Here is a 21,100-nt window from a genome sequence, read left to right on the forward strand (position 1 = left end):
CACCTCCCGCTCGGGTCCTCGATCGGGTGGTGCCTCGTGCCTGCCACCGGCTGATCCGCACGATTTCAGTGGAAGTCGGGGATCTGATTTCCACTGAACTCCGGTTCCGGACTTCCACTGAAATCCTGTCGTTCAGGCTGCCGGGGGCGGTGGCAGACTGGCGGGGTGCGTGTGGTGTGGGTGGTTGTCCTGGTGGCGGTAGGCGGTCTGGTCGCCCCGTTCGCGTGGGCCTGGGGTCGGAGCGTCGGCCGGGTCCGCGATGCGGGTGACGTGCCCGCGTTGGACGTCGCCCTGGTCCTGGGCGCCGGAGTCAGGTGGGACGGGGTTCCCAGCCGGATCCTCCAGGGGCGGTTGGACGTCGCTCGCGAGCTGCTCCGGGCCGGGAAGGTCCGGCGGATCATCGTCAGCGGGTCGCCGGAGTCGCGCGGGCACAGCGAGCCGGTCGTGATGCGGCGCTACCTGCGGGCGCGCGGAGTCCCGGACGAGGCCGTGGTGCTCGACGAGTCCGGTGTGGACACCTACTCCTCGTGCCGGACGGCGGCCCGCGAGCACGATTCGCTGATCGTGGTGACCACCCGCTTCCACCTGCGGCGATCGATCGCGCTGGCGCGGCGGCTCGGGATCGACGCCTACGGCGTCGGGCACGACGCCGCGGCCGACGGGCTCCGGCGCGTCAACGCGCGGGCGACCCGTCGCGAGGTCCTCGCGACCGTCAAGGCCTTCTGGCTGCCGCGCTGACCTCTACTGCACGACGATCGCGTGCACCGGCAAGCCCGGGTTCGCCGGCATGTCCAGCGGCGACGGCTTGGCGCCGGAGTGCAGCACGTGCGCGCCCAGCGCCGCGATCATCGCGCCGTTGTCGGTGCACAGCCGGGGACGCGGCACGCGCAGCGTGATCCCGGCCGCCGCGCAGCGCTCGCGCGCCAGCTCCGACAGCCGCGAATTCGCCGCCACCCCGCCGGAGATCACCAGGGTGTCGATGTCGTGGTCCTGCGCCGCGCGGATCGCCTTGGCGGTGAGCACGTCGGCGACGGCCTCCTGGAACGAGGCGCACACGTCCGGGATCGGGATGTCCCGGCCCGCGCGCTGCTCGGTCTCCACCCAGCGGGCGACCGCGGTCTTCAGGCCGGAGAAGGAGAAGTCGTACTTGGCGTCGCGCGGACCCGTGAGCCCGCGCGGGAACGCGATGGCCTTCGGGTCGCCGAGCTTGGCCTGCTGGTCGATCGGCGGGCCGCCCGGGTAGGGCAGGTCGAGGATGCGGGCGACCTTGTCGTAGGCCTCACCGGCGGCGTCGTCGATGGTCGTGCCGACCTCGGTGATCTTCTCCTCGACGCCCTCCACCAGCAGCAACTGGCTGTGCCCGCCGGAGACCAGCAGGGCCAGGCAGCGCTCCGGCAGCGGACCGTGCTCCAGGGTGTCCACGGCGACGTGCCCGCCCAGGTGGTTCACGCCGAACAGCGGCACGTCGAGCGCGGTCGCGTACGCCTTCGCGGAGGCGACGCCGACCATCAGCGCCCCGGCCAGACCGGGGCCGGCCGTGACGGCGATCGCGTCCACATCGGACAGTGAGAGCCCCGATTCGTCCAGCGCGCGGCGCATCGTCGGCGCCATGGCGGCCAGGTGCGCGCGGCTGGCGATCTCCGGGACCACGCCGCCGAACCGCGCGTGCTCGTCCACGCTGGACGCCACCGCGTCGGCCAGCAGCTCCACGCGGCCGTCGGCGGAGAGCCGGACCAGGCCGACTCCCGTCTCATCGCAGGAACTCTCGATCCCCAGAACGATCCGCTCGCTCATGACGCCTCCACGGCTTCGCGTCGCATGGTGTGGGCATCGGCCCCCGAGGGCTGGTAGTACCGCGGGCGCAGGCCGACGATCTCGAAGCCGTGGTCGCGGTACATCGCGATCGCCGGCTCGTTGTCGGTGCGCACCTCCAGGAACGTCGTCGCCCGGTGCTCGTCGGCGCGCGTCAGCAGCGCGCGCAGCAGGGTCTTGCCGACACCGCGCCCCTGGTGCGCGGGGTCGACGCCGATGGTGTGCACCTCGGCCTCCGCGTGCGGCGGGCGGCCGTTGACCGCCAGGCCCGCGTAGCCGATCAGCCGTTCGTCGAGGTAGGCGCCGAGGTAGTAGTGGCCCTGGTCCAGCTCGGAGGAGAACGCCGACTTCGACCACGGGTCGTCGCCGCCGAACAGCACCTGCTCCAGCTGGGCGCAGCGGCGCAGGTCGGCCCGCCTCAGCTTGAGGACCTTGACCTCGGTGACCGACTCGCTCACCGGGTGAGCACCGACTTCCGCTTCCCGGGCTCCTCGGCGTCCGGTCGCCGCAGGTACAGCGGCACCAGCGGCTCGGGGTCGGCGTCGAGCGCGGCGGCGGCCACCAGACCGGCGGGAGTGGGGAACCGCGGTTCGACGGCGTCGAGGCCGACGGCCTCGGCCAGCTCCCCCGCTGCGGCCGCGAAGCCGCTGGTGTGGACGTCGGCGGGGCGCGCGACGTGCGGGCCGTCGACGCGGGTCGCGCCGTCGTAGGCGGCCCAGTAGGTCTCCTTGCGGCGCGCGTCGGTGGCGACCAGCAGCGGACCGGTCACCTCAGCGGCGGCGGCGATGGCGTCCAGGCTGCACACCGGGTGCACCGGGACGTCGCACGCCTGGCCGAGGGCGGCGGCGGTGGCCAGGCCGACCCGCAGGCCGGTGAAGGGCCCCGGTCCGATCCCGGCGACGATCGCGTCGACGTCGGCGAAGCCGCGACCGGCCTCCTCCATGACGTCGACCAGTTGAGGCATCAGCAGTTCGCCGTGCGCGCGCGGGTTGATCGTGACGCGCTCGGCGAGAACCCGCGGGCTGCCTTCGTCGAGGTCGACCAGCCCCGCCGTGACCGCGGGCGTCGAGGTGTCCAGCGCAATGACGAGCACAGCTATCCAGCGTACGTCAGCGCTGGTCACGGACGTCCATCGGGTCAGCGGGCACCACCGCGCGTGGGGACGATCAGCGCATCGCGTGCTGCTGCTTGGCGCGGGTGACGGCCATGACGTGCTCCATCAGGGTCGTCAGCAGCTGCTTGTTGGAGTCCCGCTGCCGCGCGTCGCACAGCATGATCGGCACGTTCTCGTCGATGTCCAGCGCGCGCCGGACCTCTTCCGGATCGTAGATCTGAGTGCCGTTGAAGCAGTTCACACCGATGATGAACGGCAGCCCGCGGCCCTCGAAGTAGTCGATCGCCGCGAAGCAGGTGTCCAGTCGCCGGGTGTCGGCCAGCACGATCGCCCCGAGCGCCCCGTTGGCCAGTTCGTTCCACATGAACCAGAAGCGCTCCTGGCCCGGGGTACCGAACAGGTACAGGATCAGGTCGGAACTGATGGTGATGCGGCCGAAGTCGAAGGCCACCGTGGTGGTGGTCTTGCGCTCCACGCCCGTCAGGTCGTCGACCCCGGCGCTCGCCTCGGTCAGCGTCTCCTCGGTCCGCAGGGGCACGATCTCGCTGACCGACCCCACCAGGGTCGTCTTGCCGACACCGAACCCGCCCGCGATGAGGATCTTCGCGGCGACCGCGTTGAGGCTGGCTTGTTCAGAGTTTGCGGATCCCATCCAGCACCTTCTGCATCATGTCGAGGCTCGGCCCGGTCGTCGGCGACGAGTCCGGTCCGAAGACCACGTAGTCCCGCTCGATCAAGTCACTGATCAGAATCTTCACCACGCCCAGCGGCAAGTCCGCTCGTGCGGCGACCTCGGCGACCGAGACCGGATACCCGCATCCCTGCAGCACCCGCTGGTAGTTGGGTGAGAGCGCACGCGCGTTCGGCGGCAGCGGTTGGCGCGCCACGACGAGCGTGATCAGGTCGAGCTCGTAGCTCGTGGCCCGCGTACGCCCCTTGGTCAGGGCGTACGGACGCACCACCGGTCCCGCGTCCTCGTCGAACCATCCTCGCCCACCTGACATGGCGCTCACACATCAAGGGGAGAACCGGCGGCACGGGGCGCGGAGCTCAGGTAGTTGCCCACCCTGGTCACCATGCGGTTCGCCTCGAAAGCGATCATGCCGAGGTCGGCGTCCGCGGCGGCGATCAGCGCGAGGCAGGCGCCCTCGCTGGCCGCGGTGACCATCAGGAAGCAGTTCGCCATCTCCACGACGGTCTGGTAGACCTCACCGCCGTCGAACTGCAGCGCCGCCCCCTTCGACAGGCTCTGGAAACCGGAGGCGACCGCCGCCAGGTGCTCCGCGTCGGCTTGGCCGAGCTTCGGCGTCTTGCCCAGCAGCAGGCCGTCGGAGGACAGCAACGCGGCCTTGTCCGCGCCGGCCAGCCGCTGCACGAGATCGTTGAGCAGCCAGTCAACTTCCTTGCTATAAGCCTTCAGCGTCATGCCTCGTTTCCTCCTGGCCGCGCACCATCGTTGTTCACGTCGTTGGTGCGCGCTCGCTTGGTGCCTGTTTGGAAGGCGTTCATGCTGTTGCGGAACCTGTCGGGCGTCCGCGGCGGACCGCTGCTGGGAGCGGGCTGCTGCGGCGCGGCTTCAGGCTTCTGGTTCTGGTCGATCTGGGCGCGGAGCGGCGCCGCGAGATTGGCCTTCTGACCGCGCCGGCGCTGCGGGAGCGGCGGCTTGTCGGCCGAGCTGGAAACCGACGTGTTCACCGAAACCCCGGCCGTGGTGCCGCTCTTCGGCGGACCAGAGCCGTTGGTTCCGTTCGCAACGACCTCCGTCGGGAGGATTTCACCAGACGCGTTGGGCATGTTCGACGACAGCCCCGGCATGTTCGCCGGAGGCTCCGGCGCGATCCGCCGTCCCATCGCCGGACGCTGCTGTTCGTTGACCCGGGGCTCGGGCTGGCGCGGCAGCGCGGCGGGGCGACGCTGCTCGGCCGGGTTCTGCTGCGGCGCACCGATCTCACCGGTGGCCGGCCCGGACCCGTTGGCACCCGGGTGGGCCCAACGCTGCGTGGCCCCCTCGTGACCGACCGGGTTGTGCGGGGTGATCGGGCTGTCGGGCCCGATCGGGTCCGGAATGACGTCCGGGTCGAGCCGGCCTTCCATCCAGCGCTTGCGCGGGATCTTCGGCCGGGTCTCCGGCTCGGCGGCCGGGATCGCGGGCTGCGAACCGCTCTGCTCGACGCGCTCCTGGCGCTCGGTCTGCGGACCGCGCTCGGCGACGATGTGGTTCGGGATCAGCGCCACGGCCCGGATCCCGCCGTAGGCGGAGTCGCGCAGGGTGACCTTGATGCCGTGCCTGCCCGCCAGCTGCGCGACCACGAACAGGCCCATCCGGGCCTCTTCGGACAGCGCCATCACCGAGAAGTCGGGCGGGCTGGCCAGCAGCTGGTTGAGCTCGTCGAGCTTCTCGGCCTCCAGGCCGATGCCCTGGTCCTCGATCTCGACGATGATGCCCTTGCCGACCACGTTGCCGCGGACCTCGACGTGCGATTCCGGCGGCGAGAACGAGGTCGCGTTGTCCACCAGCTCGGCGAGCAGGTGCACGAGGTCGGCGACCGCGCGGCCCTGCACCGAGATCTCCGGCAGCTGCTGGATCTCGACGCGGGCGTAGAGCTCGGTCTCGGCGACCGCGCCCTGCACGACGTCGTGCAGCAGGACGGGGTTGCGCCACTGCCGGCCGGGGCGCTGACCACCGAGGATGATCAGGTTCTCGGCGTTGCGGCGGGACTGGGTCGCGAGGTGGTCGAGCTGGAACAGCAGCTCCAGCTGGTCCGGGTCCTCCAGCTTGCGCTCGGCCTTGTCGAGCACCTGCAGTTGGCGGTGGACCATGACCTGGCTGCGGTGGGCGATGTTGAGGAACACCGAGCGGACACCCTGCCGGGTCTCGGCCTCGGCGACGGTCGCGCGGATCGCGGTGCGCTGCGCCTCGTTGAAGGCGTTGGCGACCTCACCGATCTCGTCGCTGCCGAAGCGCAGCCAGGAGACCTCGCGCTCGACGTCGACCTGCTTCCCGTTGCGCAGCCGCGCCACGACCGACGGCATCTCCCGCTCGGCCAGCGCCAGCGTCTCGCTGCGCAGCTTGTTGAGCCGTCGCACCAGCAGGTTCGCCAGCCGCAGGGCGATCAGGAAGACGATCAGGACGATCAGCACGATGATCGCGCCGGTGATCGCCGAGGTCAGCAGCGTCTCGCCGGCGACCGTGCCACCGAGGACCAGCGCGTACTGGTAGTGCGAGGTCGACAGGGCGTTGAGCTCGCGCGCCAGGTCGTGCGTGGAGCTGATCCAGTCGCTGGTGCTGACCGGGACCTTGATGACCTGACCGGCCGCGGCCTGAGCACCCGCGACCTCCATGGCGTCCTGCACCGCGTCGACGCGGGTCCAGGCGGAGCCCTTCTGGAGGTCCTTGTAGGTCTGCTCCTCGACCGGCGTCATTCGCGGCGTCAGCGAGTTCAGGTTGTCGTGGAAGGCGCCGATCTGGTGCGCGTACTCGTGGTACTGCGCGGGCGTCATGCCGACCGAGGTGCGGCCCAGCGCGAGCGCGTGGCCTCGGGCCATGGCGTCGGCCGCGTCCATGAGGTCGGCCGACACCGAGCTCTCGTAGGAGACCTGAGCGTCCGGCGCGTACCGGACGTAGGTCCGCAGGCTCATGTTGTAGGCGTCGAACAGGCCGTTGTAGAACTTGTAGACCGCGTCCAGTTCGGCCGGTCCACCGTCGACCTGCTTGCGCACCTCCTTGACGGTGCCCAGCTGCGAGCGGAACTCGTCGAAGTTGCTCCGCGCCTCGCTCGGCACCGAGTCGGCGAACTCCTCGGCGACGCCGTCCATCTCGGCCAGCGAGGCGTCGAACTTCTTGCGGACCTCGTCGAGGTTGCGGCGCTCGTTGCGGTTGCTGAGGTAGACGAGGGTCAGCTGCCGCTCGTCCTGCAGGTTGGCGACGAATCTGGCCGAGGGGTCCTTGGCGTCGGCGAGTCTGCCGACGTAGTTCTGCACGCTCAGGCCGTGAAAGATCAGGTACCCGGACAAGCCCACGCCGACGAGCAGGGCCGCGACACTCGGGACGAGTGCGATGGCCATCAGGCGCGCCTTGATCGTGCCGGAGGCGAAGGAGCTTTTCAGCGTTGACATGGACCTCGTCTCAAACCTTCTCCGTTGGTTGGCCGCAGCAAGAAGAACCCACGCCGACCCTGCGTACCCCGAAACGGCCGGGCCTGCGGGCGCGCCGAAAAATTTCGGACCCACCGGCACATCAGATGACGACGCAGCCTAGGACCGCAGTCATGCATGGTCAACGCGCTATTGGGACCTATCGACACAATTGTTATACACGCTGGTCGGGCAGTATGCGCGGGAAGATTAGCAGACGCGCTCGGCAATGCTGAATTGCATTGCCACTTATCCCATCACACGGCGAACTGGTTCAGAACTGCAACATCGAGACCGCCTGCCCTGAACCGGTTCCGACTGGTTGGCCACCCGGCCAGAACTGGTCCGGACCTACGCACGATTACTCTGTTAGGCCTAATCAAAACGCTGCCAAAAGGGTGATTCAGACACTACTTTACGGTCAGGTAGGCTCTCGCGACGTTGGCAGGTGAAAACCGGCCACACCGACTTTTCAAGCACCATTTCCCCCGACCCCAGAGGAAGTCAACACAACCCCGGAAAGTCATCTTCGAATAGCTTCTGGTCACTGGAAGTGACGCTCGCGGCCAAATGTCGCAATTCGACTACTCCTGGCGACCTGAAATGAATTTTCGATGACGCGGTGCACACCCGCCGGCATCGCACGGGGTTAGTGACGGACCTGAAGTCGGACAAGTCCTGCCTTGGCCTGTTTGAGTACGTCGGCACGTCTTTTCCGCTCGGTGAATGGTCCCCGGTCGGCCATTTGAGTGCTGGCGCGCGAGAGGAGTTTGGATGGTTCACCCCGCCACCGCTCACGAGGAAGCCGCTCCGGCGCCCGGCACGCGACGCCGACGCTTCCTCACCTACGTCGCGGCGGCCCCGATGCTGACCGTCGCCGGCAAGTTCGTGATGGAAGGTGAAGCCGCCGCCGCACCCGGGCAGGTCGCCGGTCAGCTGCCGCTTCCCCCCGTCTCCGGGCTCATGGACTTCGGCGACCTCATGGAGATCGCCACCGCGCCCACCATGGCGCTGATGAAGCTGGAGTTCACCGCGGACAACAAGGTCCGCTTCGAGCTCCCGCGCCTCGAATCCGGGCAGGGCATCAACACCGCAGTGGTGATGATGCTGGCCGAGGAGCTCGGCGCGCGCACCCAGGACGTCGTGGTCGAGCTCTCCGACGCCCGCCCCGAGCTGCTGTTCAACCAGTTCACCGCGGCTTCGTCGTCGGTGCGCACGTTCTGGAAGCCGCTGCGCCAGATGGCCGCCACCGCGCGCTCCCGGCTGCTCACCGCCGCCGCCAAGAAGTGGAGCGTCTCCGCCAGCGGCCTGACCACCCAGGGCACCGGCGTGGTCGGCCCGGGCGGCCGCAAGGCCACCTTCGCCGAGCTCGCCAAGGACGCCGCCAAGGTGGTCGTCCCCTCGGTGCCCGCCACGCCGAAGAGCCCGGACGAGTTCAAGGTCCTCGGCAAGGGGCACACCCGCTCCGACGCCACCGCCCTCGTCACCGGCAAGGCCCACTTCGTCTCGGACCTGAAGATCCCGGGTTCCGTGGTGGCCGTCGTGGTCCGCCCGCCGACCCTGGACGGCGAGGTCGAGTCCTACGACGACTCCGCCATCCGCAACGTCCCCGGGTTCAAGGGCACCGCTGAGATCTCCACCGGTGTCGCCGTGTGCGCCGAGTACACCTGGCAGGCCATGGAGCTGGCCAAGAAGCTCGACGTCACCTGGAAGCAGGGCCCCATCGCCGACATGTCGTCGGCCGACATCCAGGAGAAGCTGGCCGGGATGACCGGCAGCCTCGACGACGGGATCTCCGACAGCGACGGCGACGAGATCGACGAGAGCTTCGACTTCGCCTTCGTCAGCCACGCGCCGATGGAGGTCAACTACGCGATCGCCGACGTCAAGGACGGCAGCGCCGAGATCTGGGTTCCCGCCCAGTCCCCGCAGGTCGCGCAGAAGGACATCGCCGCGGCCGTCGGCGTCCTCGACGTCAAGGTGCACGTCACCCGCGCCGGCGGTTCCTTCGGCCGGCACCTGTTCCACGACGCCGCGGTCGAGGCCGCCGAGGTCTCCAAGGCCATCGGCAAGCCGGTCAAGCTGATGTGGACCCGCAACGACGACACCCGCCACGGCCGGATGCGCCCCGCCTCGCACCACCGCGTCAAGGCGTCGTTCCGCAGCGGCAAGGTGCGGTCCTGGGCGCACAAGATGGCCAGCGTCTCGACCGACTTCAACCACGGCATCGGTGACCTGATCACCTCGACCGCCGTGCAGTCCGGGATCGGCAAGCTCCCGGCCGCGCAGCTGTACTTCAACCTGACCCAGTCGGTGCCCTACGAGTTCGGCACCACCACCATCTCGCTGAACGACTACCCGCTGGAGGGCGTGCACACCGGCAGCTGGCGGTCGGTGCACTCGGCGACCTTCCGCACCGCGGAGGACCTGGTCGTCGACCAGATCGCGGAGAAGGCCGGTTCCGACGCGGCGAACTTCCGGTTGGACAACGCCAAGACCGACCGCGCGAAGGCCGTGCTGCGGAAGGTCATGAAGGACGGCAAGTGGGGCCGCTCGATGCCCAAGGGCCACGCGCAGGGCATCTCGATGCACGAGGAGTTCAAGTCGGTCGCGGCCTGCTTGGTCGAGATCAACGCCACGGACCCGAAGAAGCCGCGGGTCACCAAGGCCGTGATCGCCGTCGACGCGGGCGTTCCGCTGAACCCGCGCGGCATCGAAGCTCAGATGATGGGCGGCCTGACCGACGCGATCTCCACGGTGCTGCAGGCGGGCATCCACATCGACAACGGTGCGGTGCGCGAGGGCAGCTACGGGGACTTCCTGTGGGCGCGTCAGCGTCACACCCCCACCGACCTGCAGATCCACGTCATGCCGGCCACCACCGACGAGCCGGGCGGTGTGGGCGAGCTGGGCGTGCCGGTGTGCGCGGGTGCGATCGCCACCGCCTACGCCCGCGCGACCGGCACCAAGCCGCGCAGCTTCCCGGTCAACTACTGATTCCGGCCTGAAGAGATCTTCCGCTAAGGAGTCCCCGAGCGACATGCCCAAGTACGAGTTCACCGTCAACGGCAAGGACGTCGAGGTCGACGTCCCCGCGGAGATGCCCCTGCTGTGGGTGCTGCGCGACGAGCTGCGCATCACCGGTCCCAAGTACGGCTGCGGTGTGGGCGTCTGCCGCGCCTGCACCTGCCTGCAGGACGACGAGGCCGTCCAGACCTGCATGGTCAAGGCCGAGGACGCCGACGGCACCGAGATCACCACGATCGAGGGCCTGGCCGACGACGACGAGCTGCACCCGGTGCAGCAGGCGTGGTTGGACCGGGACGTCGCGCAGTGCGGTTTCTGCCAGCCGGGCCAGATCATGCAGGCCGTCGCGCTGATCAACGAGACCAGCGAGCCGACCGACGCGGACATCGACAAGATCGAGAACGTCTGCCGCTGCGGCACCTACGGCCGGATCCGCCAGGCCATCAAGCAGGCGGCCGAGAACATGTGAGTCTGCGTGGCCGGGCGGGGGATTCCTCCGCCCGGCCACGAGCGCAGGAACAGTTCAAGAAGAAGTTGATGAGGGCATGACACTTCGCAAGTCTTTCGCCGCCGGGCTGGTCTTCGCCTGCGCGGCTCTTTCCGCGTGCGGCGGTGGTTCTTCCGAGGACCACAGCATGCACATGCAGCACGGCGGCGGCGAGCAGGCCGGTGGCGGCATGCAGATGAACATGGGCGACGCCAACGCCACTCCGGCCAAGGACGTGCCGGGCGCGCAGCTGCGCACCAACCCGTTCACGCTGCTGCCCACTCGTGCGCCGGGCACCGACCAGGCCGCGGGCACCGCGTGGCTGGCGATCCACCCGGGCGGCACGACGGTCACGCTGGAGATGACCGGTCTGGCGCCGAACGGCAAGTACATGGCCCACGTGCACGCCAAGCCGTGCGCGGAGGAGGCCGGCGGTGAGCACTTCAAGTTCGACCCCGCCGGGTCGGAGATGCCGCCGAACGAGATCCACCTGGCGTTCACCGCTGACGCCACCGGTCGCGGCTTCATGACCGCCGAGAACGACAAGCCGGCCGAGGCCGCCAAGTCGCTCGTGGTCCACCCGGCCGAGTTCACCGACAACCGAATCGCATGCGCCGACCTCTGAGAACCACCGTCGGTGCGGTTCTGAGCGCGCTGCTGGTCCTGCTGGGCGCAGGCACCGCGTTCGCGCACAGCGGGCTCAACTCCGCTTCCCCCGGCCCGGGTGAAACCGCCCAGGCCGGGGTGGACCGCATCGAGATGGATTTCGCAGGGGCCCTGGACGAGTCGAAGCCGCCGCAGATCGAGGTGAAGGATCCCGCGGGAGCCGATCACGTCTCGGGTGAGGCGGACGTCGACGGCAACCACGTGACCGTCCACATCGAAGCGCTGAAACCCGGTCTGCACACGGTGAAGTACCGGACCGTCTTCGACGACGGCCACACCACCGAGGGCGGCTTCTACCTCAACGTCGCCCCGGCTCCGCCGGGTGAGTCCGGCGGCGGCAGCTACATGCTCTGGCTCAGCATCGGCGGTGGCGCGGTGATCGTCGTGCTGCTGATCGTGGTGATCGCCCTGATCCCGCGCCGGTCCGAGTCCGAGTAGCACCAGAACGACGAGAACGGCCCCCTCCCGGGTTCACCTGGGAGGGAGCCGTTTTCGAATTTCGCGCGAAATTCGAGGCCGATGTTTCGCGTTCGAATTTCGCGCGAAATTCGAATCGCACCTCGAAAGCCGCTGTTCAGAGGTGGTTCTCGGCCAGCGTTGCGGCGAGGGTCGTGAGGATGGGGGCCGGGTCGGCCATGCAGCGCTGCGGGTCCGGTTCGACGTCGAGGAGGGCGTAGGCGGCGTCGATCCCGGCCTCCGCCAGCCGTTCCTGGGTGAGGTCGCAGCGGCCCGCGATGGCGATGACCGGGATTCCCGCTTGGATGGCGCGAGCCGCGACCCCGGCCGGGGCCTTGCCGTGCAGGGTCTGCTCGTCCAGAGCGCCTTCGCCGGTGATGACCAGTCCCGCGCCGTCGAGCCGCTCGTGGAAGCCGACGAGGTCGAGGACGACGTCCACGCCGGGCCGCATCGTCGCGCCCAGCGCCGCCAGAGCGGCGAAGCCGACTCCGCCCGCCGCGCCCGCGCCGGGCTGCTCGGCGACGTCGCGTCCGCCCGCGGCCCGCATGGCCTGCGCGTACCGGGCCAGAGCGGTGTCGAGGAGCTCCACCTGCTCCGGGTTCGCGCCCTTCTGCGGCCCGTAGACGTGGGCGGCGCCGTTCGGTCCGGTAAGCGGGTTGTTCACATCGGACGCGAGGATCAGCTCGACCTCACCGATCCTGGGGTCCAGCCCGGACAGGTCGATCTCGCCGACGTCGGCCAGCGGGCCGCCGCCGGGCGCGACCGGATTTCCGTTCGCATCCAGGATTCTCGCGCCGAGGACGGTGAGCAGCCCGGCACCGCCGTCGGTGCAGGCGCTGCCGCCGACGCCGAGCACGATCCGCTGGGCGCCGGTGCTCAGCGCCGCCAGCAGCGCCTCGCCGGTTCCGTCGCTGGAGGCGCCGAGGGCGTCGAGGTCGTCGGGGTCGAGCAGCGCGAGGCCGGAGGCGGAGGCGAGTTCGACGACGGCGGTCTCCCCGTCGTAGGCGATCTCGGTGTCCACCGGGTACCCGGTCGGGCCGCTGACCGGCACGGTCATCCGGGCGTACCCGGCGGCCAGCGCGGCGTCCACGGTGCCGTCACCGCCGTCGGCGACGGGGGCGAGCCGCAGCTCCACGTCGGGCCGCGCCTGGCGCAACCCGGCGGCGACCGCCTCGGCCACTTCCGGCGCCGTGAGGGTGCCTTTGAACTTGTCCGGTGCGATGAGGACGGGACCGGGCAACGTGACGCCTCCTTGGTTCAGCTCGCGATCCAGCCGAAGGATTCGGTGCTGGCGCCGCTGGGTTTGTATTCGAGTCCGATGTGGCCGGTGTAGCCGACCTCGTCGAGCCGGCTGAAGTAGTGCGCGAAGTCGATCGATCCGGTGCCGGGTTCCCCGCGTCCCGGCGAGTCGGCGATCTGCACGTGCCCGATCGCTTCCGGGCGCTGGTCGAGCACCGAGTTCGGATCGTCGCCGTTGGTGACCAGGTGGTACAGGTCGAGCAGCAGGTGGACGGCGTCCACCTCGCCGGCCTCGCGCACCCGGTCGACGACGGCGAGCCCGTCGGCGGCGGTCCGCAGCGGATAGCTCGGGATCCCGCTGACCGGCTCGATGAGAACGGTACCGCCGATCCGGGCGACGCCGCGTGCGGCGCGCACCAGGCTCTCGGTGGCGGCCTCGTCCTGGGCGCGCGGGTCCAGGCCGTCGATGCGGTTGCCGTAGAGCGCGTTGAACGCGCGGCAACCGAGGCGCTCGCCGATCTCGCAGAGCACGTCGATGTTGGCCGCGAACTGCCCGGCCCGGTCCGGATCGGACAGCACTCCTCGCTCACCCGCGGCCAGGTCGCCGCCGTAGAAGTTCAGTCCTACCAGCGACACACCGGCGTCGTCGATGGCCCGGATGAACTTCTCCACGTCGGCTTCGGCGGGCACGGCGGCCTCGAACGGCCACCAGAACTCCACGCGGTCGAACCCCGCGGCCTTGGCGGCGGCGGGTCGTTCCAGCAGATCCAGCTCGGTGAACAGGATCGACAGATTGACGTCGAATCGGTCGGTCTTCATCGGCTTCCCGTCTGGGTCGTGGTTGCACGCGGACGCTACCGTCTCGGTCAGGGAGGTCGGTCCGATGATGCTGCGCGCAGAGTTCACCACGGAACCGTTCGAAGGCGAAGGGGATCCACCGGCGCACGCGCTGGCGGCCCGGGACTGCCTGCTGGCGGCGGGCCTGGATCCGGACTTCGGCCCGCTGGGCACGGCGATCAGCGGCGACCGCGAGCAGCTGCTGCCCGCGCTGGCGGAGGTGCTGGACAAGGCGCTGGCGGCTGGGGCGAACCGGATCACCCTGCAGGTCACCGCCGAGGACGACCGGGTCTAGGCTGGTCACGATGCATCCGCTGGCCAACGCGATCGCCCCGTTGCTGGACCACATCGGGGCCACAGCCGTGCCCGTGGACCAGCGGGAACCGGGCGACATCGTGCTGAACTGGGAAGGCTCCCCGGCGGTCGCCGTGCGCGTGCCGGGTCAGGAGCTCACCAGCGCCCTGGACCGCCTGATCCGCGATGTGGAGACCGAGCTCGGAGCGAAGTTGCCCGACCTGCCCCGCCCGGAGAAGCAGAAGGCCGTCCGGCTGCTGGAGGAGCGCGGGGCGTTCAGCATGCGCAAGTCGGTCGAGACCGTCGCCAAGGCCCTCGGCGTCAGCCGCTTCACCGTCTACAACTACCTCAACCGCGATCAGGCGCGGGGCTGACCCGACGCCTGCCGCTCACCTTCCAGGGCATCGCCGACCTGCCTTTTTCAACAAACTGTTGACACCCTGTTTGGGTGGTCGTAGCTTTTTGCGCACCGGACCGGAGCTGCGGTCACCGAGTTCTCTCGGCACGATCGAGCCGGCATGTGAACCACTTCAGCGGAGAAGCGCATGGCTACCACCACCGGTGTGCGACGGCTCAACGAATCACCTCGGGCCGACCTCATCGACAGGCTGCTGAACTGCCTGGACATCACCCGCTGGGCGGCCGACATCGCCGATGCGCGCCCCTTCGCCGACGCCGAGGCCGTGCAGCGGGCCGCCGCGAACGCCGCCCCGGACCTCACCGACGCCGAGATCTTCCAGGCCCTCGCCGCGCACCCCCGCATCGGCGAACGACCCGCCGACACCGGCCGCGGCGCCGAGTTCTCCCGCCGCGAACAGGCCGGCGTCAGCGACGACCTCGCCGAGGAGCTGCGGGCCGCCAACCTGGAGTACGAACGCCGCTTCGGGCACGTCTACCTGGTCTGCGCCAGCGGTCGCAGCGGCGAGGAGCTCCTGGAGATCCTGCGCTCGCGGCTGGACAACAAGCCCGACGACGAGCTGCGCATCGTCGACTCCGAACTCCGCAAGATCGCCGCGCTGCGGCTGGCGAAAGTGATCGAACCATGAGCGCTGTGACCACCCACGTCCTCGACGCCGCCCAGGGCAAGCCCGCCGCGGACGTCGCCGTCCGACTGGAGACCGCCGACGGGAAACCCCTGCCGGGCGGAGCTCCGTCGGCGACCGGCCGGACCGACGCCGACGGCCGCTGCCGCGACCTCGGACCCGACCGCCTCGACGCGGGCGACTACCGGCTGACCTTCGACACCGGCGAGTACTTCGACCGGCGAGGAACCGCCGCGTTCTACCCGGAGGTGTCCATCACCTTCCGGATCACCGATCCCGAGCAGCACCACCACGTTCCACTGCTGCTGAGCCCGTTCGCCTACTCCACCTATCGAGGGAGCTGAATCATGGGCATCTCCATGGGCCCGAACCAGTACGGCAAGGCCGAGGTCCGCATCGTCACCGTGGACCGCTCGACGCCGCGCCACTCCATCAAGGACCTCAACGTCAGCACCTCGCTGCGCGGCGACCTCGACGAGGTGCACCTGTCCGGCGACAACGCCAAGGTGCTGCCCACCGACACGCAGAAGAACACCGTCTACGCCTTCGCCAAGCAGCAGCCGATCGGTGAGATCGAGGACTTCGCGCTGCGGCTGGGCAGGCACTTCGTGTCCTCCGCCGAGGGCATCAACGGCGCGCGGATCCTCATCGACGAGTACGGCTGGCAGCGGATCCCCGTCGAGGGCACCGGTCACGACCACTCGTTCTCCCGGGCGAGCGACGAGAAGCGCACGACCGCGGTCACCATCGACGGCGACCAGGCGCACGTGGTCTCGGGCCTGAAGGACCTGGTGGTGCTCAAGTCGACCGGCTCGGAGTTCTGGGGCTACCCGAAGGACCGGTACACGACGCTGCCCGAGACCAACGACCGGATCCTGGCCACCGCGGTCACCGCCCGCTGGCGCTACCTGCACACCGACGTGGACTGGGCCAAGAGCTTCGAGTCCGTGCGCGCCACGATGCTGGAGGCCTTCGCCACCACGCACAGCCTCGCCCTGCAGCAGAGCCTCTACGAGATGGGCAAGGCCGCGCTGGAGGCGCACCCGGAGCTGGCCGAGGTCCGGCTCTCGCTGCCGAACAAGCACCACTTCCTCGTCGACCTCTCCCCCTTCGGGCTGGAGAACGACAACGAGGTCTTCTTCGCCGCCGACCGCCCCTACGGCCTCATCGAGGGCGTCGTCCGCCGCGACGACGTCGAGGACGCGCCGATGGCGTGGTACAGCACCGCGGAGTTCTGAGAACTCCCCGCTGGCGGAATCGCTTTTGCGAAGCGGCGCGGGCCGCGAGCGCTGCTCACGGCCCGCGCCCGCTCTTCATCCGACGAAATCCCCCTGAAGTTCGAGGCGTTCCTGGCGGGACGCCCGGTCCGTCGTACCCAAAAAGTGCACTGCGGACCGCAATAGCGTTGCAACACAACGAAAATCCGGAAAGAACAACTCGTGCCGATAGTGATGTGACGACGTAGCCCTGCGGGTTTGGGAGCGAAGAACATGGCCACAACCGACAGCACCACGCACCCGTGCGACGAGGTGCTACCGCCCACCCGGATGATCGCCTTCGGAATCCAGCACGTCGCGGCGATGTACGCCGGAGTCGTGGCACCACCTCTGATCGTCGGCGAGGCCATCGGGCTGCCACCGCTGCAGATGACGTTGCTGATCGGCGCGAGCCTGTTCACCGCAGGTCTGGCCACCGCTTTGCAGGCGCTGGGGGTGTGGAAGATCGGCGCCCGGATGCCGTTCGTCAACGGTGTGACGTTCGGGTCCGTGGCGCCGATCCTCGCCATCGTCGCCCAGCAGAGCGGATCGCAGAACCCGCTGTCGGTGGTCTACGGCTCGGTGCTCATCGCCGGAGTGCTGGCGTTCGTCGCAGCGCCGTACTTCTCCCGGCTGGTGCGGTTCTTCCCGCCGGTGGTCAACGGCACCGTGATCACCCTGATCGGGCTGTCGCTCATGCCCGTGGCGATCAAGTGGATCGCCGGGCAGGACAGCGACGCCCCCGACTACGCGGCACCGCAGAAGATCCTGCTCGGCGCGGCCACCTTCGTGCTGGTGCTGCTGTTCAACCGCTTCCTGACCGGCTTCCTGAACCGGATCGCGCTGCTCATCGGCCTGCTCGTGGGCAGCCTCATCGCCTGGCCGATGGGCCTGGTCGACACCTCGACCTTCGCATCGGCGCCGCTGTTCAACCTCCCGGTGCCCTTCGAGCTCGGGACGCCGACGTTCAGCCTCACCGCCACGCTGTCCATCTGCATCGTGATGCTGGTGGCGATGATGGAGAGCACCGCCGACATGATCGCGCTCGGCGAGATCGTCGACCGGCCCGCCGACGAGAAGACCATCGCCGCGGGCCTTCGGGCCGACGGCGCGGGCAGCGCCATCTCGGCGATCTTCGGCGGGTTCACCTGCAGCGCGTTCGCGCAGAACATCGGCCTGGTCGCGCTGACCGGCGTGCGCAGCCGGTTCGTGGTCGCCACCGGCGGCGGCGTGCTGGTGCTGCTGGGCCTGTTCCCGGTGGCGGGCGCGGTGGTCTCGCTGGTGCCGCAGCCGGTGCTCGGCGGCGCCGCGCTGGTGCTGTTCGGATCGGTGGCCACCAGCGGCATCCGCACCCTGAGCAAGGCCGGGCTCGGCGACCCGCACAACGCGCTGATCGTGGCCGGAGCCCTCGGCATCGGGCTGATCCCCGTCGTGGCGCCCTCGTTCTACGACCACTTCCCCGAGGCGATGCGCACCGTCCTCGACTCCGGGATCAGCACCGGTTGCATCGCGGCCCTGCTGCTGAACCTGCTGTTCAGCAAGCGGCGCGAACCGCACATGTCGTGAATGCGGCGAGTCGACCGCTTTTCGCACCCACCTAATTGGAATGATCACCTTCCGCATTGCTCCAGCCGAAGGAACTTGTCCCGGTGAACGGCTGAATCACGGTTGCGAGTGAAACTATTCGCCGACCGGCTCGTTGATCCGCCAAATGCCGAGCCAACCCAATGGGAGTCGCAATGCGCATGCGGACCCTGGTCACCGCGAGCCTGGTCGGCTTATCGCTGGTGGCAACGCAAGCGAGCGCCGGCGCAGCCGCCGGTGACCCGCTGATCGACAAGCAGTGGGGCTTGCAGCAACTGCACGCGCCAGAAGCCTGGGCCAGCAGCACCGGCGCCGGGCAGACCATCGCCGTCGTGGACACCGGCGTTGACCTCGGACATCCCGAGTTCAGCGGCAAACTCGTCCCCGGCGCCACCTTCTCCTGCGGCGGAGCACCGGGGCCGTGCGGCAACGGTGACTGGACCGGTGCCGACGGCGTCGGCCAGGAATCCGACGTGCACGGCACGCACGTCGCCGGGATCGCGGCCGCCGCCGCGGGCAACGGCGTCGGCATCGCCGGCGTCGCTCCGGACGCCAAGATCATGCCGATCAAGGCGCTGGAGAACGGCTCGGGAACGTTCGAGGAGATCGGGGCGGGCGTTCGCTACGCCGCCGACCACGGTGCGAACGTCATCAACCTGAGCCTCGGCGCCCAGCCCGGCATCCAGGTCCTGACCCTGCTGGGCCTGCAGGCGGCCACCAAGGAGGCCATCGCCTACGCCCGCGAGAAGGGCGTCGTCGTGGTGGCCTCGGCGGGCAACGAGACCGCGCCGCTGTGCGACACCCCGTCGTGGGAGGCGGGCGCGCTGTGCGTCGCGGCCACCGACGCCAACGAGATGCACGCCGTGTACTCCAACCTCGGCGTCAAGCTCAACCTGCGCGCGGTGTCCGCCCCGGGCGGTTCGTCGCTGGGCGAGTGCGACGGCGACGTGTGGTCCAGCGTCCCTCGCGGGACGGGCAAGCCGGAGTGCGGTCAGGCCGACTACGACGCCCTCGCCGGGACGTCGATGGCCGCTCCGCAGGTCGCCGGGGTCGCCGCGCTGCTGGGCGCGCAAGGGCGTGACGCCGCCGGCATCGAGGACGCGCTGATCTCCACCGCGCGCACCCCGATCACCGGTCTCCGCGGGGTCTACAACCCGGTGTACGGCTACGGCGTCGTCGACGCCGCGGCCGCCGTCGCGTCCCAGGGCTGAGGCCGGAGGACGCGGAATACCGCAGTACTCGGGTCCCCGAGTACTGCGGTATTCCGGCCCCCTCCAGGTCGGTCCGGGCCGGAGTTCCCCTCGAACCGCGGCTGGTGATGGCAATCGCCATTATCAGCCGCGGTTCTTCATTCGCTGCGTGAAGCCCTTTTCATCCGAAACCGGTCGCATCGGCCACTCGATCTACGGAACAATGGTCTGATGGGCCGCCCCCGCGGTGGCCCGAATGATCATCTGACCTTCGGGAGTGCGCAGTGGACCTTTCCAAGCTGTTCCAGATGGTGTCCCCCGCCAAGCAACACCATTCGCGCGGCAGCAGCGACCACCACCGCCGGCACCGCGACAGCAGCGATCACCGACGCCGTCGGGACAGCAGCGACGACCACCGCCGTCGCCGGCACGACAGCAGCGACCACCGCCGTCGCCGCGACAGCAGCGACGACCACCGCCGCCGGCACCGCAGTCACAGCTGATCGCAGCGGTGTTGACCGATTCGTTGACCCCGTCCTACTACTACGGCGAACCGGATCAGAGCTGGGGACCGCCCGGAGCGCCGCTGGCGCCCGGCGACACCCTCGCCTCCGGCTACCGGATCGTCGACCACCTGAGGCGCGGTAGTCGCCTCGACGTCTACGACGTGTGGAGCGAGCAGCGGTCCTGCCGCTGCATCGCCAAGACGATCCGACCCGAGCGCGCCACCGACGAACGCGCGATCGCCTGGCTCCGCAACGAGGGCGTGCTGCTGACCCAGCTCACCCACCCGCACCTGCTGCGCGGCTACGAGATCGTGCGCACCGCCGAACCCGAACGTCCGGCGTTGATCACCGAAACGCTGCCCGGTCACACCCTCAGCTACCTGATCGCCGAGCTGGGCAGGCTCCGCCCGGTCGACGCCGCGGTGCTCGGCATCCAGCTGTGCTCGGCGCTGCACTACCTGCACGGGCACGGTTGGGTGCACCTGGACGTGAAACCGTCCAACGTGGTCGAGATCGGTGGCCGCGCGGTGCTGCTGGACCTGAGCCTGGTGTGCCGGATCGGCGAGAAGAGCTCGGCGGGCACGTTCGACTACCTCTCGCCGGAACAGGCCAGGGGCGAGCGCATGTCCCCCGCAGCCGACGTCTGGGGGCTCGGAGTGACGCTGTACGAGGCGCTGTCGGGCACCACGCCGTGGGCGTCGGCCTCGCACCGCGAGCGCACCGAGGGCGGCAGCCGCCACTACCCGCAGCGCGACGAGCGGGCAGCACCGCTGCGCACCCACCGACGGCTGCCCGCGGCGCTCTCGCGCACCGTGGACGAGTGCCTGACGCCGGATCCCAAGTCCCGGCCGAGCATCGCCGACGTCTCCGCGAAGCTGGTCGCCTGGTCAGGCATGGACCCCCGCTCGATCGGCGCCTAGGTCGTGTGAGGAATGCAGCGGTAGCCGCTGTTTCAGGCGTGGGACTCAGCTCGCACCGCCGCGGGTTCTGAGGTGCTTCTCCTGCGAGGACGTGTCGACGGGGTGTACCGGCATGAATTCCCGTTCGGAAGGCACCGCTACCCGCACCGCCGAGCGAACCGTTCCCGCACAGCTCCTAGCGGCGTCGGCGGAAGGCGATGGCGCAGGCCACCACGGCTGTCGCGAGGGCAAGCTGGCCTCCCCAGACGATCCGGTTGACGTTCACCGCCGGATGCCAGGAGACCGTCCCGTCGGCGGCGAGGGAGAACGCGCCGATCGCCCGCGCACGCACTCCGCCGCCGCCTCCGGTGTCGTCGCGACGTCCGCCCCAGCCCCCGCCGAGCTGCACCTCGCCGACGGGGACGAGCGTGGTGTCGCCCTGGCTGACGGGCTCACCGAAGATCTGGTGATCGCCCAGCTGGTCCTTGAGCTTGTCGAGCGCGTCCTGTTCCATCCCCGGTCCTTTCCACGACGTTCGAGCACAGTGTGCCGTGGC

24 protein-coding genes are annotated in these 21,100 nt (G+C 69.6%); 14 read left to right on the forward strand and 10 right to left on the reverse strand.

Features of this window, described 5'->3' with window-relative positions; genetic code table 11:
- The first annotated feature begins 174 nt into the window (after nucleotides 1-174).
- Entirely contained in the window at nucleotides 175-738 is a 564-nt protein-coding gene (locus E1181_RS19805; RefSeq protein ID WP_235876894.1) for a SanA/YdcF family protein, read from the forward strand.
- 3 nt (nucleotides 739-741) lie between these two features.
- Here the strand turns inward: E1181_RS19805 and tsaD are convergent, their stop codons facing one another.
- The 7 genes from tsaD to E1181_RS19840 form a co-directional block, all read right to left on the reverse strand.
- Complete coding sequence (gene tsaD / locus E1181_RS19810; RefSeq protein ID WP_132676943.1) at nucleotides 742-1,794, reverse strand: tRNA (adenosine(37)-N6)-threonylcarbamoyltransferase complex transferase subunit TsaD; 1,053 nt, start codon at nucleotides 1,792-1,794, stop codon at nucleotides 742-744.
- Nucleotides 1,791-2,270 (reverse strand): ribosomal protein S18-alanine N-acetyltransferase, encoded by a 480-nt coding sequence (gene rimI / locus E1181_RS19815; RefSeq protein WP_132676945.1) that lies wholly within the window; start codon nucleotides 2,268-2,270, stop codon nucleotides 1,791-1,793. Before rimI ends, tsaD begins: the two co-directional genes overlap by 4 nt.
- A complete protein-coding gene (gene tsaB, locus E1181_RS19820; protein ID WP_132676947.1) occupies nucleotides 2,267-2,905 on the reverse strand; it encodes a tRNA (adenosine(37)-N6)-threonylcarbamoyltransferase complex dimerization subunit type 1 TsaB in 639 nt (212 codons plus the stop codon). The genes rimI and tsaB overlap by 4 nt, the downstream gene beginning before the upstream one ends.
- Nucleotides 2,906-2,978: 73 nt before the next feature.
- Nucleotides 2,979-3,578, reverse strand: coding sequence for a GTP-binding protein (locus E1181_RS19825; protein ID WP_132676949.1), 600 nt, complete (start codon nucleotides 3,576-3,578; stop codon nucleotides 2,979-2,981).
- Nucleotides 3,559-3,930, reverse strand: a complete 372-nt coding sequence (locus E1181_RS19830) for a DUF742 domain-containing protein (RefSeq protein ID WP_132677025.1) — start codon at nucleotides 3,928-3,930, stop codon at nucleotides 3,559-3,561. The genes E1181_RS19825 and E1181_RS19830 overlap by 20 nt, the downstream gene beginning before the upstream one ends.
- A gap of 5 nt (nucleotides 3,931-3,935) precedes the next feature.
- Nucleotides 3,936-4,352 (reverse strand): roadblock/LC7 domain-containing protein, encoded by a 417-nt coding sequence (locus tag E1181_RS19835; RefSeq protein WP_132624514.1) that lies wholly within the window; start codon nucleotides 4,350-4,352, stop codon nucleotides 3,936-3,938.
- Entirely contained in the window at nucleotides 4,349-7,042 is a 2,694-nt protein-coding gene (locus E1181_RS19840; RefSeq protein ID WP_132676951.1) for a nitrate- and nitrite sensing domain-containing protein, read from the reverse strand. Before E1181_RS19840 ends, E1181_RS19835 begins: the two co-directional genes overlap by 4 nt.
- Before the next feature lie 792 nt (nucleotides 7,043-7,834).
- Between E1181_RS19840 and E1181_RS19845 the strand changes: the two genes are divergently transcribed.
- The 4 genes from E1181_RS19845 to E1181_RS19860 all read left to right on the forward strand — a co-directional run bounded on the left by E1181_RS19845 (nucleotide 7,835) and on the right by E1181_RS19860 (nucleotide 11,678).
- A complete protein-coding gene (locus E1181_RS19845; RefSeq protein WP_132676953.1) occupies nucleotides 7,835-10,057 on the forward strand; it encodes a xanthine dehydrogenase family protein molybdopterin-binding subunit in 2,223 nt (740 codons plus the stop codon).
- Nucleotides 10,058-10,100: 43 nt separating this feature from the next.
- Complete coding sequence (locus E1181_RS19850; protein WP_132676955.1) at nucleotides 10,101-10,556, forward strand: (2Fe-2S)-binding protein; 456 nt, start codon at nucleotides 10,101-10,103, stop codon at nucleotides 10,554-10,556.
- 76 nt (nucleotides 10,557-10,632) lie between these two features.
- On the forward strand, nucleotides 10,633-11,199 hold the full coding sequence (locus E1181_RS19855) for a superoxide dismutase family protein (RefSeq protein ID WP_132676957.1): 567 nt from the start codon (nucleotides 10,633-10,635) through the stop codon (nucleotides 11,197-11,199).
- On the forward strand, nucleotides 11,184-11,678 hold the full coding sequence (locus E1181_RS19860; protein WP_132676959.1) for a copper resistance CopC family protein: 495 nt from the start codon (nucleotides 11,184-11,186) through the stop codon (nucleotides 11,676-11,678). Before E1181_RS19855 ends, E1181_RS19860 begins: the two co-directional genes overlap by 16 nt.
- A 136-nt stretch (nucleotides 11,679-11,814) precedes the next feature.
- Here E1181_RS19860 and E1181_RS19865 read toward each other — a convergent pair whose 3' ends face one another.
- Together E1181_RS19865 and E1181_RS19870 are read right to left on the reverse strand one after the other, a co-directional pair.
- Nucleotides 11,815-12,936: a glycerate kinase gene (locus E1181_RS19865; RefSeq protein WP_132676961.1), complete on the reverse strand. Its 1,122-nt coding sequence runs from the start codon at nucleotides 12,934-12,936 to the stop codon at nucleotides 11,815-11,817.
- Between the two features lie 17 nt (nucleotides 12,937-12,953).
- Nucleotides 12,954-13,754 (reverse strand): hydroxypyruvate isomerase family protein, encoded by an 801-nt coding sequence (locus E1181_RS19870; protein WP_132676963.1) that lies wholly within the window; start codon nucleotides 13,752-13,754, stop codon nucleotides 12,954-12,956.
- Nucleotides 13,755-13,818: 64 nt separating this feature from the next.
- On the opposite strand from E1181_RS19870, the gene E1181_RS19875 reads away from it, so the two are divergent.
- From E1181_RS19875 to E1181_RS19915, 9 genes are all read left to right on the forward strand, one after another.
- Nucleotides 13,819-14,067, forward strand: a complete 249-nt coding sequence (locus E1181_RS19875; RefSeq protein ID WP_132676965.1) for a thiamine-binding protein — start codon at nucleotides 13,819-13,821, stop codon at nucleotides 14,065-14,067.
- 10 nt (nucleotides 14,068-14,077) lie between these two features.
- Complete coding sequence (locus tag E1181_RS19880; protein ID WP_132676967.1) at nucleotides 14,078-14,440, forward strand: helix-turn-helix domain-containing protein; 363 nt, start codon at nucleotides 14,078-14,080, stop codon at nucleotides 14,438-14,440.
- Between the two features lie 171 nt (nucleotides 14,441-14,611).
- Complete coding sequence (uraD, locus tag E1181_RS19885; RefSeq protein WP_132676969.1) at nucleotides 14,612-15,112, forward strand: 2-oxo-4-hydroxy-4-carboxy-5-ureidoimidazoline decarboxylase; 501 nt, start codon at nucleotides 14,612-14,614, stop codon at nucleotides 15,110-15,112.
- A complete protein-coding gene (uraH, locus tag E1181_RS19890) occupies nucleotides 15,109-15,453 on the forward strand; it encodes a hydroxyisourate hydrolase (protein WP_132676971.1) in 345 nt (114 codons plus the stop codon). The genes uraD and uraH overlap by 4 nt, the downstream gene beginning before the upstream one ends.
- A gap of 3 nt (nucleotides 15,454-15,456) precedes the next feature.
- Complete coding sequence (gene pucL, locus E1181_RS19895) at nucleotides 15,457-16,347, forward strand: factor-independent urate hydroxylase (RefSeq protein ID WP_132676973.1); 891 nt, start codon at nucleotides 15,457-15,459, stop codon at nucleotides 16,345-16,347.
- A gap of 252 nt (nucleotides 16,348-16,599) precedes the next feature.
- Nucleotides 16,600-17,931 (forward strand): nucleobase:cation symporter-2 family protein, encoded by a 1,332-nt coding sequence (locus tag E1181_RS19900; protein WP_165944682.1) that lies wholly within the window; start codon nucleotides 16,600-16,602, stop codon nucleotides 17,929-17,931.
- A gap of 173 nt (nucleotides 17,932-18,104) precedes the next feature.
- Entirely contained in the window at nucleotides 18,105-19,160 is a 1,056-nt protein-coding gene (locus E1181_RS19905) for a S8 family serine peptidase (protein ID WP_132676975.1), read from the forward strand.
- A 263-nt stretch (nucleotides 19,161-19,423) separates the two neighbouring features.
- The gene (locus E1181_RS19910; protein ID WP_132676977.1) at nucleotides 19,424-19,642 is read left to right on the forward strand and encodes a hypothetical protein; all 219 of its coding nucleotides are present in this window, start codon (nucleotides 19,424-19,426) and stop codon (nucleotides 19,640-19,642) included.
- Between the two features lie 8 nt (nucleotides 19,643-19,650).
- Nucleotides 19,651-20,565 (forward strand): serine/threonine-protein kinase, encoded by a 915-nt coding sequence (locus tag E1181_RS19915; RefSeq protein ID WP_132676979.1) that lies wholly within the window; start codon nucleotides 19,651-19,653, stop codon nucleotides 20,563-20,565.
- Nucleotides 20,566-20,740: 175 nt separating this feature from the next.
- Here the strand turns inward: E1181_RS19915 and E1181_RS19920 are convergent, their stop codons facing one another.
- Nucleotides 20,741-21,058 carry a hypothetical protein gene (locus E1181_RS19920; protein WP_132676981.1) on the reverse strand — a complete coding sequence of 106 codons (318 nt, stop codon included), beginning with the start codon at nucleotides 21,056-21,058 and terminating at the stop codon, nucleotides 20,741-20,743.
- Nucleotides 21,059-21,100: the final 42 nt, after the last annotated feature.

The organism is Saccharopolyspora terrae, assembly GCF_004348435.1.
In the GTDB taxonomy this organism is placed as follows: Bacteria; Actinomycetota; Actinomycetes; order Mycobacteriales; family Pseudonocardiaceae; genus Saccharopolyspora; species Saccharopolyspora endophytica.

Excerpts from the sequence above, each read along its gene's own strand:
- tsaD (WP_132676943.1), bottom strand. The coding sequence starts at position 1,794 with ATGAGCGAGCGGATCGTTCTGGGGATCGAGAGTTCCTGCGATGAGACG.
- E1181_RS19825 (WP_132676949.1), bottom strand. The coding sequence starts at position 3,578 with ATGGGATCCGCAAACTCTGAACAAGCCAGCCTCAACGCGGTCGCCGCG.
- E1181_RS19830 (WP_132677025.1), bottom strand. The coding sequence starts at position 3,930 with ATGTCAGGTGGGCGAGGATGGTTCGACGAGGACGCGGGACCGGTGGTG.
- E1181_RS19835 (WP_132624514.1), bottom strand. The coding sequence starts at position 4,352 with ATGACGCTGAAGGCTTATAGCAAGGAAGTTGACTGGCTGCTCAACGAT.
- E1181_RS19840 (WP_132676951.1), bottom strand. The coding sequence starts at position 7,042 with ATGTCAACGCTGAAAAGCTCCTTCGCCTCCGGCACGATCAAGGCGCGC.
- E1181_RS19845 (WP_132676953.1), top strand. The coding sequence starts at position 7,835 with ATGGTTCACCCCGCCACCGCTCACGAGGAAGCCGCTCCGGCGCCCGGC.
- E1181_RS19850 (WP_132676955.1), top strand. The coding sequence starts at position 10,101 with ATGCCCAAGTACGAGTTCACCGTCAACGGCAAGGACGTCGAGGTCGAC.
- E1181_RS19855 (WP_132676957.1), top strand. The coding sequence starts at position 10,633 with ATGACACTTCGCAAGTCTTTCGCCGCCGGGCTGGTCTTCGCCTGCGCG.
- E1181_RS19860 (WP_132676959.1), top strand. The coding sequence starts at position 11,184 with ATGCGCCGACCTCTGAGAACCACCGTCGGTGCGGTTCTGAGCGCGCTG.
- E1181_RS19870 (WP_132676963.1), bottom strand. The coding sequence starts at position 13,754 with ATGAAGACCGACCGATTCGACGTCAATCTGTCGATCCTGTTCACCGAG.
- E1181_RS19875 (WP_132676965.1), top strand. The coding sequence starts at position 13,819 with ATGATGCTGCGCGCAGAGTTCACCACGGAACCGTTCGAAGGCGAAGGG.
- E1181_RS19880 (WP_132676967.1), top strand. The coding sequence starts at position 14,078 with ATGCATCCGCTGGCCAACGCGATCGCCCCGTTGCTGGACCACATCGGG.
- uraD (WP_132676969.1), top strand. The coding sequence starts at position 14,612 with ATGGCTACCACCACCGGTGTGCGACGGCTCAACGAATCACCTCGGGCC.
- uraH (WP_132676971.1), top strand. The coding sequence starts at position 15,109 with ATGAGCGCTGTGACCACCCACGTCCTCGACGCCGCCCAGGGCAAGCCC.
- pucL (WP_132676973.1), top strand. The coding sequence starts at position 15,457 with ATGGGCATCTCCATGGGCCCGAACCAGTACGGCAAGGCCGAGGTCCGC.
- E1181_RS19900 (WP_165944682.1), top strand. The coding sequence starts at position 16,600 with ATGGCCACAACCGACAGCACCACGCACCCGTGCGACGAGGTGCTACCG.
- E1181_RS19905 (WP_132676975.1), top strand. The coding sequence starts at position 18,105 with ATGCGCATGCGGACCCTGGTCACCGCGAGCCTGGTCGGCTTATCGCTG.
- E1181_RS19920 (WP_132676981.1), bottom strand. The coding sequence starts at position 21,058 with ATGGAACAGGACGCGCTCGACAAGCTCAAGGACCAGCTGGGCGATCAC.